8 protein-coding genes and 2 pseudogenes are annotated in these 10544 nt (G+C 41.5%); 4 read left to right on the forward strand and 6 right to left on the reverse strand.

The window, feature by feature from the left end; translation table 11 throughout:
• Positions 1 to 364: pseudogene (locus tag C9J12_RS22260) on the reverse strand (hypothetical protein); the annotation flags it as partial.
• A gap of 436 nt (positions 365 to 800) precedes the next feature.
• A pseudogene (locus C9J12_RS22270) lies at positions 801 to 2237 on the reverse strand (chitinase); the annotation flags it as partial.
• Positions 2238 to 3381: 1144 nt separating this feature from the next.
• On the opposite strand from C9J12_RS22270, the gene C9J12_RS22275 reads away from it, so the two are divergent.
• Together C9J12_RS22275 and C9J12_RS22280 are read left to right on the forward strand one after the other, a co-directional pair.
• Positions 3382 to 4563 carry a DUF3103 domain-containing protein gene (locus C9J12_RS22275; protein ID WP_107244700.1) on the forward strand — a complete coding sequence of 394 codons (1182 nt, stop codon included), beginning with the start codon at positions 3382 to 3384 and terminating at the stop codon, positions 4561 to 4563.
• Positions 4564 to 4847: 284 nt separating this feature from the next.
• The gene (locus C9J12_RS22280; RefSeq protein WP_107244701.1) at positions 4848 to 5264 is read left to right on the forward strand and encodes a CatA-like O-acetyltransferase; all 417 of its coding nucleotides are present in this window, start codon (positions 4848 to 4850) and stop codon (positions 5262 to 5264) included.
• Positions 5265 to 5342: 78 nt separating this feature from the next.
• On the opposite strand, the gene C9J12_RS22285 is transcribed toward C9J12_RS22280, so the two are convergent.
• Complete coding sequence (locus tag C9J12_RS22285) at positions 5343 to 6386, reverse strand: helix-turn-helix domain-containing protein (protein WP_107244702.1); 1044 nt, start codon at positions 6384 to 6386, stop codon at positions 5343 to 5345.
• Positions 6387 to 6571: 185 nt separating this feature from the next.
• Here C9J12_RS22285 and C9J12_RS22290 point away from each other — a divergent pair, with 185 nt between their 5' ends.
• Together C9J12_RS22290 and C9J12_RS22295 are read left to right on the forward strand one after the other, a co-directional pair.
• Complete coding sequence (locus tag C9J12_RS22290; RefSeq protein ID WP_107244703.1) at positions 6572 to 6907, forward strand: DUF805 domain-containing protein; 336 nt, start codon at positions 6572 to 6574, stop codon at positions 6905 to 6907.
• A complete protein-coding gene (locus C9J12_RS22295; RefSeq protein ID WP_107244704.1) occupies positions 6904 to 7386 on the forward strand; it encodes a hypothetical protein in 483 nt (160 codons plus the stop codon). Before C9J12_RS22290 ends, C9J12_RS22295 begins: the two co-directional genes overlap by 4 nt.
• Positions 7387 to 7495: 109 nt before the next feature.
• Here the strand turns inward: C9J12_RS22295 and C9J12_RS22300 are convergent, their stop codons facing one another.
• The 3 genes from C9J12_RS22300 to C9J12_RS22310 form a co-directional block, all read right to left on the reverse strand.
• Positions 7496 to 8431 (reverse strand): hypothetical protein, encoded by a 936-nt coding sequence (locus C9J12_RS22300; RefSeq protein WP_107244705.1) that lies wholly within the window; start codon positions 8429 to 8431, stop codon positions 7496 to 7498.
• 370 nt (positions 8432 to 8801) lie between these two features.
• Entirely contained in the window at positions 8802 to 9167 is a 366-nt protein-coding gene (locus C9J12_RS22305; RefSeq protein WP_107244706.1) for a hypothetical protein, read from the reverse strand.
• A gap of 4 nt (positions 9168 to 9171) precedes the next feature.
• A complete protein-coding gene (locus C9J12_RS22310; RefSeq protein WP_107244707.1) occupies positions 9172 to 10470 on the reverse strand; it encodes a serine hydrolase domain-containing protein in 1299 nt (432 codons plus the stop codon).
• Positions 10471 to 10544: the final 74 nt, after the last annotated feature.

Consider the following 10544-nt stretch of genomic DNA (forward strand, 5'->3'; position numbering starts at 1 on the left):
CATATGCCTGCACAACCAGACATAGCCACAAACACAAATTAGCTCCTGCTACCGCGCTTGTGTATTTCAGATAGACTCGTGGTTCATTTAAGCTTCCATGCTCGCCCTGAACTCCGGGCACACTATAGGTTTCGTCCATCCGCCACGAAGACGCGACTGGCTTTTTCACTTGTCGGGCACGATGTTCCAGTAAGGGGGCATATTTGATGACCCAGCGGTTCAATGTTGAGTGGTCAACATTGATGCCACGCTCTGCCAAGATCTCTTCAATTTCACGGTAGCTCAGCTTGTAGGAAAGATAGTACCGAACGGACTGCAGTATGATCTCGGAAGGAAAATGACGGCCTGTGAATTTAATGGTCATAATGTTGGAAGTGATGAATGTTGAGGATGATCATAACCTAGCACCCCAGTTTGCGACAAAACCAGATATCCAAATGTCGAACCGCCCGCGTTGCTTGAGAGCCTGATTGTACTCACCATAGTTATTTAGCGCGTAGGTATGTTTCTTGAAGTGATGGCGTTTGGCGTCATTGTGTTTGTAAGGCATGTGTTAAATAGCCAACCTGTATAAATAGATTGGCCATGATAACTGAACTCAGTGTTAATGGAATTATTGAGCATTATCTGAGCGCTTCAACAAAGCCGAAAAACACCGATGAGCGCATCATGGAGAAGATCGACGCGAACTCCTGGCAATCTCAATACCGTCGTTACAAACGTACTTCGTTCTAATTCAGCTCAATAGTCAAAGCCGCCTTCCTAGAAGGCGGCTATTTATTAAGGAAAAGTTTAAATTAAACTATTTTCCAAGGTCCCCACGCACCACTTTGCTCTGGGTCGTCGCCCTGTGTCCAAGACTTAGCTTCATAGGTCACACCATTAACAACAACCCGCTCACCCGTGTTATAAACTGCGTTTGCCTTCCAGCCATTTGGATCAACGTCAATAATGTCGATTTTTTCGACTACACGCACTTCTGGCCAGTTGGCATGAGAACCATAGAAGTTGGTTACACATTTCTCGTAGTCACCTGGAACCAGAGCTGAATAAGCCGTTTGAAAACCAACCAGTTCACACTCAAACGACGCGCCATCTGGGCGGTCAGCGTGATTTTTCCAGTTGCCATCCCAGTTCGTGTACAGTACGTCTGTTGCACCATTCAGGTTCAGGCTGCCATATGGCATTTGCTGCCAGCAGGTGTTTTCCTCATCCAACTCAACAGGAATATTGTAGTGAGCAGCTAAGCCTTCCCAGTAACGAATACGGTTAACCGGTTGACCCTTAGTTTTATTTTGCTCACCACACTCGATACCACCGTTGATCACATTTATTGTGGTACCAAAACCGTAGCCGATACCTGCATCGATTTCACGCTGTGAAGGAGTCCAGGTGCGGTCAATGACGTGCAACATCGCAGGCTTAGGCGCTTGCGGGGTTAGGAAGAACCAGATAGCCGATGCAAGGTTCAGCCATGAATCAGCGACCAAGCCCGGGTTATTTAAAAGAACGGTGGCATCACCATCGTACATCACCTCTGAGAAAGCGCCGTAGTTAAAGTGATAAGACAGTTGCTTGGCGCCACGGCCAAAATAGCCCTGGCCAGCAGCACATGGCCAACGTTTATTCTGCCAATCATCTTGTCCACAACCGGTGATGTAACCTTCCTGGCCTTCAGACCAGCCCATTTCACGCACGTGTACTAAGGCTTGCTGCCATTCTTCAAGACCAAGGGGGTTATCCCAAATGTTTTCTTTCGTAATGTGGCCGCCAGTCTCTTGTGAGAAATGGGCAAATGCAGTAATGACCGATTTTTTACAGATTGCATCTGATTCACTTTTACGATCGTCGGTGTATTCACCACAGAATGCCGGGAACTTACCAATGGCGCGCAGGAAACGAGTATAAGTGTACTCAGGCGCTTTTTCTTTTGCCATTTGGGTCAGGAAGTCCCATTGTTCTTGTGGGAAAACACGTTCTACACGTTTGACGTTTTCTGGGTTGCTTGCCGCTTTTGGCTCAATGGCGTCAACGATGATATTTGGACGCGTTTCGAGCGCTTTTGCCCAGACGGCGTACATTGGATTAGCGGTTTGTACGTCTTCTGCTTTTTTCAGCTCAACACGTGAAACAATGTAACCGGTAGGATTTTCCGGATCAGGTTGTGGATTCATCGCAAAGCTGTTCGCTGCAATGCCACAGCCGATTAGCGTCGACAAAAGTCTTAGTTTGGACATATAAGAAACTCCTTGTAGGTGTATAGATTATTGGTTTGTTCTTTCTATAACTGCATATCTTCCAGAAGCCTGTGAATACTGTACTTTTGAACAGTCTCTTTACCAATAAGAGAACAATAGCCAAGAGGAATTCGGCAAACTAAGGAGTATGACATTTCCATCGCAATTATCATGCCCTCTATTGGTGAAAGGAATAATTACAAGTCATTAATTTTAATGGCTTTAATCACTAACAGGCGCTGTGTATCACTATAAAATGAGCTGTGGAGTTACCCAATACTAAATTTGTACTGAATGATCTTCAGAGGCTGTGACTTTTAGCACTTTATTATACTATTGAACAATTACCGTGATGCTTTATCGGTAAAAGGCTCAATTGACCCATGATATTAGATGGAAATGCTAACAAAAGGCATAGGGGGTTGTTTTAATATATGCGAAGCATATCAAACATGTTAAAACAAACTAATGGTGGAATGAGTACTTCTATTCTTTGCTAAAGTCCGATCGCGAAATCTGAACAAGTAAGGAGATCACGCCATAGAAACCATAAATCAAACTGACCCTTATTTATCATCCGTAATGATTCCAAACCCTGAAGCGTTGACCAGGCGCGTTTATATAGATGATTTTGGCTTCTTTTCTATAGACCTACATATCGAACAAAAGTGCGTACTGTTCATCGATATCGAAGGTGTACTAATACCCAATAACGAATCTTTAAGGCAGTACAATTTTCAACAATACAATGAGAGGAAATTTGAAGCGATTAAGCGAGACAAGAGCTGTGTTCAACGCTTGATTCAATTCTTAGATCATACAGGAGCAGTTATCGCTGTGCATTCTAGTTGGTGGCATACGTTAATGTGTTTATTAACTATCACTTAGTATGAATATATATTTACAGATATATTTATTACCAAGTAGCTCAATTTTCTTCTGCTCACAATCGATAGGTTCATTCACATCAAAAAGCGTTTATGATGTTCCTCCCATTTTTAATGAATAGCATTCATTTGATACCCCTGCGATATTTATTTTCGTGGAAGTATTCATATAAATTATGACTCATGTCGTGATAGCCTAATGATATTAGAGCTTTAACTTTAATATCATTATTATTAAAATACCTTAGGGGTATACAATGAATAAAATAACACCAACATGCTTATTATTAAGTTTAGTGCTTGCTGGATGTCAGTCTGATGACACAACCTCCCATCAATCACCTAGTCAAAATGCCGATACGATTACACAGCAAAAACAAAAATTAGCCAAACAGCTAAGTGAAAATTACACGGATATTGAGCAAACTCTCAAATCACAAATATCCGATCAGAAATTAACTATTTCACTATCAACGCTGTTGGCGGAAGAACCACAATCGCCATTTACGCAGCAAATGCAAAAAACCGACACCAATATTCGAACAGTAAAAGGGGTGTCAAATTTCACCAATGAACTGCTTGAGCTGAGACTTGCTGACACGTCCATGGTACAGGAATGGAAGGAAGGCCAAAGTCCTTTGTTTGCTTTTGAGCCTACAGGGGATGACGAGTCATGGCAGTACATTGAAGCCTATGATGTCTATGGTCAGCTTCACCAACTTGATGTATACCAAATACCAGAAGTACCAGTGTTTGTAGTTGACAACAATAGCGCTAAGGAGCTCAAAGCTGGACTGCAAGCAATGCAGGCTGAAATGAACAAATTAGGGCAACCTGCTGCATTGCATAGCTATGATGAAAACACACAACAAGCTCAATTGAAGAGCAGTACTCGCAGCCTTTCAGCAGCTCCTATCTCAACCACTGTCATTAAGAAGATTCGTTTATCTGATGATGAAGAACCGTGGATTTCTGGTAAAGCCGAAGTGTACGCAATCGTAACCGGAGTTAATCCGAGCCGAGACGAACCAACTATCGACTTAGTAGAAATGCCCTACCTAGATTATGATAATAAAGATTACTACCCTAACCAGGTTGTTATTCATTGGTCTCGTTATCGCTGGGGGGCTGCCGATATGATATTGATGGAACAAGATGACGGCACTGATTACAAAGAACTGGCCAAACTTTTAGTACAAGTCGCAGAAGAAGTATTGAAAATGATCCCGGATCCAGAAGTTCAAGCTTACGCTGTGATTCCACAAATTACAGGAAAAATCATTGAAGCAATCCCTGATGGAGTGTTAGTTAACGATGATGATTTTGTCGATGTTTACTATACACTATTGCAAGATACGTCTTATGTTGACCACCCGGCGGCATCTGGTAATGCCGTCGCAACGTTAGAGCCATTAACTATCTCACCGACACGTCCGTAATTTCATTTACTTGGGCACTACGAATTACGTAGCGCCCAAATAATGCTGCCATCAAGCCACAACAAATATTAATAATTTCTATTGTTTTAAATATGCACAGAGAAAGATAACCAACAACTAAACTCAGCCTAAATGTTATTACCGTTTATTATCACTGTAAAATGCAAAACGACTAAGTAGTCATGCAAAAGTTATCGTGAATTTTTCACCATAAAAATCCAGTATGCTTTTTATACTGAAACTTAGATCTTCGAAAGTTTTAAACGCTTCGCATATATTCCCCCATGAGTGTCAGTGTTGCCTTGCTCGCCAATGACGATACGGTAAGATTTTGCGATCTGCCCTATGCGTCTATTTTTAAAAAATTCACCCAGAGTGCGACTAAAACCGAAATAAGAATAAAAAATTCGTCGTTTATTGTGGAACAGTTTATTGGCAAAGAAATACGTCAAGATACTATTCATATGACAGTACTGCCTTGGGTTGATTTCACCAGCATGACGCATGCAAGAGACACCAAGCATCCAGACAGCATTCCCAAAATGGCGTTAGGGAAATTAACTCAAAATGGTGATCGCATGAGAATGCCTCTTTCGATAGAAGTACACCACGGGATGATGGATGGTCTTCATGTCGGCCAATTTATTAATATCTTACAAGTATTATTCAATCAGCCATCGTTGTTAGATTTAAACGATTAATGGGTAAAAGAAGGAGGTTGCAGCATTATATTGAATGGCAAAGTTAATTATCAAATTGTCCAATATTGATGGTAAAAATCACTTAGAGTGCTCAGAGCTACTTTTTCGATATTCACTTGGCGTCATTCCCGTCATTCTTGAAAACTCGCGGTTAAAGTTGGACTTGGTCTGAAAGCCGGAGTTCATGAAGATCTGGGTAATGGTGTCTTGTGACGTAATCAAAGAATGTTTGGCGTGCTCAATGCGATACTCATTGATGAGCTTAGAAATGTTCTGTTCATGGACTTGATTGACTGCGATTGAAATCTGTTTCGCCGGTACGCCTAACTTACGAGTCAGTTTGGAAAGAGTCAGCTCTGGGTCGAGGTAAAGTGAGTCTTGGCGAATTCTAGCATCTAATGTAGAAGTGATTTCTTTAGCGCGCTCCTTCGTCATGATAGGGGGACGGGTTGACTCCTCACTATCGCTGTTCATTTTGTGTAATTGTGACTCCTCTGAAACAGGAGTATTGATACCTACCACGACTACAGCTATCGATAACACGGGTAAAAGGATCAAATGTGCCGTAGTGAGGATATAGAGTGATAGTTCACCTTGGTTGAACGTGAGATCCAAAGACATGAATGTATCGACAAACGCTGAAAAGATTAGCATCCATCCAGCAATACTCTCTGCTTTCTTAACACCTTCCCAATTCCCCAGCGAGACATTAATCAACGCAGTTTCTTTGGTCGAAAAGCGGATAAGTGCAATTCCGTAGCCGACGTAAATTAAGGTAAGAACTTCATCTAGTGGAAGTGCCAACCAAGGTTGAGTGGCAGAGCTAACAGCGACAAGTAGTGGCGCAATAAAATGTTTAGTTGGCAAGAAGCCTTGATCGCGACTTGCATGTGCAAACGTATACCACGCAGCGATAGGAATGGTGGAAGCCAGAATAGGTTGTGCGATGCTGAAAGCTTCGATCTCAAATGTCCAGCGTAAACCAACCATTGCCGTAGTCGCAGCGCATAGCCCTAAAAACAGGCTAGCGACTTTAGCTTGCTGTGAGAATCGGACATAAAGTGTTATCGCCAGTAAGCCGAGTAACATAGAGACAACGAACGGAACGGGAATCGCAAGCATAGCAGGTCCTAGATTAAGAAAATGGTACTTTATTGAGTCGCATTAAGGATAACTCGATGAAATATAATTAAAACTTAAATATAGACAAATACCCGTTTTGGGACGACCTAAAACCCGTTTGGGGACGTTTACTCCCCTTATTCGTAGCAAAATGTCATCACTAATCAATTACGGAGGTGACATTTATGCAGTTCTATTTTATCGCTTGGAAGCGAAGCTTAGACTTTTCGGGCCGCTCGTCCCGCGAAGAATTTTGGATATTTATATTGGTGCATACATTGGTGACTATCGGATGTATTGCGGCAGATATCGCTATGGACATGACGACTTGGTTTGACACTATTTATAGCGTTGTAAGTTTCATTCCTATGCTTTCCGCAATTGTTCGTCGACTGCACGATATCGACAAATCTGGCTATTGGGGACTGGTCTTTTTTATTCCGGTAGTAGGGCCATTTTGGTTGATGTATTTGTTGGTGCAATCGACCCATACTCACAGAGATGGGGAGACCTTTGCATGAAAAAGCTAATACTTCTAAACATGTTTTTGGCTGCTTTTATCTCAGTGTTCAGTTACGCCTCAACTGTATCGCCTTCAGGGCCGTTTGGTATTCTAACTGTAGACAATATGACGCAAGGACAACTCCTTTGGCTTAAAGGTCGAGTCGGAGAAGCGAGCTATACATTTACTCGTCAAGATGAGAGAACATGTATTGTTAAGGTGCCTGTTGCCGTAGGAAGTATTTCTGAGCCAGATTTAGGCATCAATGAAACGAAAGGTCTAACTATCGTCGTTGTGAGCCAGCAGCTCAATGATGCTCTTATGCAAGGGGAACGGATAAACAGTGAAGACTGGCGTTTCACAACACTAGAAGATGACGATAACGTCGACGGACTGATTGCCAGTGGAATTAGCCTTAGGGAGGGCTTCATCCTAAACTCCAAAAGAAGATGGGTTTCTTGGTTTATGGGGAACAAACAAAGCCCAGTTTGCCTCTAACTAATGGCTCCTTTAAAGGATTTATATTTGAAGGAGTTCTCATTATTGTTAATACATATCACACCTGCCAATGTAGAGGCATGAGCGCCGTAACACTGGCCTGATGTTACTAATTATTAAAGTTGATTACTCGCGAGTCATTTCTCGTCATATTTGGCATTTGGCCTAACATGCCAGATTCCCCAAAATGGAACGTCTCAAGCTGGGCTCGCGGCGTTGAACTGGATTTGATAGAGCTTGTATGCAAAGCATCATCTTTCGTGCTGGCAGCATAAAGCTGACCTGAGAATGGGATGCTTGTGTCGTAATTTTCAAACCAACCCCCCATAGCATCCGTTAACTCTTTCTCTAACTTATCTACATGCGCCAAAAACGCGTTATGGTTTGCAAAGAGTCTTAAGTCATGGACTAAATTCGGATTCTTTTCGTCAGGAAATGCTGCTGCCATCAAGATCCCTGGGATTTTTTCATACCATAAATTACATACTGTCTGAAAAGAAGTCCCCAGATCTTTCATCTGGCCCTGTTTAACATAGCGCATTGTAAATCCGAATAATGCAGGGCCCTCTTCCCCTACGCCATCAGCTTTAATAAAACCAGCCATACTTTTCTTAAAATCGTAACGCACACATGGAATATTTTGAGTCTCAGCAAGTGTATCCTTATCCCAACCACCATACACAATCAGTGTATCAGGATCTTCTTCTGTGCTCTTATAAGTAGCCCATAACGGCTCACTCGGCGTTGGTCGACCCCAATCGTTAGCAAAAGTATTTGCACTCTTAACCCAGATAACATGCCAGTAAACCAATGGTTCATCTTTATCAGGAAATGCAAAGATAGCCTTAACGTCTGGATTGCTTTCGTAGACAGACTTGGAAAACGTTTGATATTGGATCTTAAACTCTTCTAACATGTCATCCTTGATACGACGCCTTCCGTAAATGATGACTGGCGTTGTTTCAGCCGCACCAGAAGGAGCCTTTGCTTCACCAGGCACCTGCGGAGCCGAATTATCTATCTCTTCATTCTTTGTTAATTTCATATTCGCTCCAAGTAAAGTTTGCCCTATTTTAAACAACTCAGAAAATTTAAATTTTCATTAATTAAATTAAACTTTAGGTATAAAAAAACCCTCTGGCGATTTCGCTCAGAGGGTTTTTTTAAATACGCAAAAAACTACCCCCCGAAATTTATCATGGTGATAGTGGTCGTGTTAATTGCGTTTATATAAATTCGATTTATTTTGAGTATGGCGTCAGCACAATCATCCCATTGCTCTCCACCCAGCCGGAATCACGGTTCAGCGCAGCCGACAAACTTTTGTATAAAGCCAAGAAAAACGGCCGCAACAGGGTTGAATGTGCTAATTAACAACAAGTTACCAAATAAAGTATTATAACAATAAAGAGACTTCAGACTGAATGGTTATAGCGGCTTCGCGAACTATCAGTTGAAGTGCGGTTATATTGGAAGAAAGTGAGTATATGTTTATTGTAAGCTTCCGATATCTTCTCACCACTCCAATAGAGAATATTACTTTCAAAATCAATACTATCTGCGGATTTTCCTTTAAGATCCAGAGTGAACCAGAAGTCTTTTGGTAATTCTACTTTTAATTTCGCTCCTAAAGCTGAGTTTAGGATAAATCCAGGACATGCTTGACCAGGTATTTCAACTCTAGCAATTTTGTTCAGGAGAGAGGCCATAGAACCTAATCGGCATAGTAAGCTCAAGCCAGCAGCCCATTGCTGTACCTTCACTTTATATGGATTTGACATACTTTCAACAGGTTCTGGTTGAGCAATGCTGATTAATGTTTATCATCAAATTTATTAAGGGAGGGATATTATTGGCTATAATAGGCATTCCCGTCGTAAGCAATGAAACTGAAATATCTCTGGCCGGATCTGCCCAACAAAATTTATTAATCAACCCAATATGACCAAATGCGGATGAACTATGTCTCCCCCATAAGCCAAAAGGTTCACCACCTATCATTAAACCTGCGCTATATCGCATCGGAAACATCAGCGTTCGATCAAATTGAATGGAACAATATTCTTGTGTCAAATGCCGAACCGTCATCGGTTGACAGATTTGTTTCCCTTCCCAAACACCATCATTCAATAGCATTTGAAAAAAACGGCTCATCTCTTCCGCTGTGCCCATGAGGTTTCCGGCAGGTATAACAGCATTATTAAACAGGGAGGTATTACTCACTTCTGTGACCAATTTAATAGAGCCACCTAAGGCTCGTTTTATCAGGCTCGAAACAGGAAACATAGGCTTGAATCCTGTGGTATAGTTGGCGGCTATACTCGTTGCTTGTTCAGGCGCGATACCATATCTAAAATACTTCATATTCATTGGCTTTCGTACTCGTTCATCCAAAAACTGCTGAATATCCATATTGGTTACTTTATTGATAATACGCTCTAAAATATACCCACCCGTTAATGCATGATAAGCTAGATTTTCCTTATGATGCGAAGATATCTCTGTCTCACACAAGAGTCTCCAAATTTCATCATTATCCGAAAGCGATCCAATCGGAATATTTTTGAGCAGTCCAGGTATGCCACTACGGTGGGATAAGACTTGATGAATATTAATGTTTTTCTTACCGTGCAGGCCAAACTCAGGAAAATAAAAGCTGATAGTGTCATGTAAATTGATTAATTTGTCTTCATTAAGAAGATGTATTAAAAATGCTGTCACAGCTTTTGAAGCTGAAAAATAGCATACGGGTGTCTCCGGTTGCATGAGTACTTTATTTCCACGTTTAGGCGAACGAGGGCCATTTCCTCTGGCATGGCCAATTCCCCTATGCAGAATTATTTTACCTCGTCGACGAAAACACAATGAAATACCTGGATGAGTACCTGTTCTATAAATTTCTTCAACTGAACGCCAAATTGATTCAACCCCATCAATCGTCATCCCTACAGTTGCAGGGTCAACTTCATCGTCATGATTAATAGTTGTAACTGCTGGAATTGATCTTGGCATACGAATAGTATCCCCAATTCGAAGGTATCTATTTATACTCAGCATGCTGCGAAAGCCTAAATCTAAAATCATTTTTTCATCTCAAATATAATGTGAATCTAAAATAACGATAGATCTTTATTTTTGAATGTACAATTATACTCATG

It is taken from the genome of Photobacterium frigidiphilum (assembly GCF_003025615.1).
Taxonomy (GTDB): Bacteria; Pseudomonadota; Gammaproteobacteria; order Enterobacterales; family Vibrionaceae; genus Photobacterium; species Photobacterium frigidiphilum.

What these genes read in the sequence shown, in the direction of transcription:
- C9J12_RS22275 (WP_107244700.1), top strand. Translation starts at nt 3,382, where the DNA reads ATGAATAAAATAACACCAACATGCTTATTATTAAGTTTAGTGCTTGCT.
- C9J12_RS22280 (WP_107244701.1), top strand. Translation starts at nt 4,848, where the DNA reads ATGAGTGTCAGTGTTGCCTTGCTCGCCAATGACGATACGGTAAGATTT.
- C9J12_RS22285 (WP_107244702.1), bottom strand. Translation starts at nt 6,386, where the DNA reads ATGCTTGCGATTCCCGTTCCGTTCGTTGTCTCTATGTTACTCGGCTTA.
- C9J12_RS22290 (WP_107244703.1), top strand. Translation starts at nt 6,572, where the DNA reads ATGCAGTTCTATTTTATCGCTTGGAAGCGAAGCTTAGACTTTTCGGGC.
- C9J12_RS22295 (WP_107244704.1), top strand. Translation starts at nt 6,904, where the DNA reads ATGAAAAAGCTAATACTTCTAAACATGTTTTTGGCTGCTTTTATCTCA.
- C9J12_RS22300 (WP_107244705.1), bottom strand. Translation starts at nt 8,431, where the DNA reads ATGAAATTAACAAAGAATGAAGAGATAGATAATTCGGCTCCGCAGGTG.
- C9J12_RS22305 (WP_107244706.1), bottom strand. Translation starts at nt 9,167, where the DNA reads ATGTCAAATCCATATAAAGTGAAGGTACAGCAATGGGCTGCTGGCTTG.
- C9J12_RS22310 (WP_107244707.1), bottom strand. Translation starts at nt 10,470, where the DNA reads ATGATTTTAGATTTAGGCTTTCGCAGCATGCTGAGTATAAATAGATAC.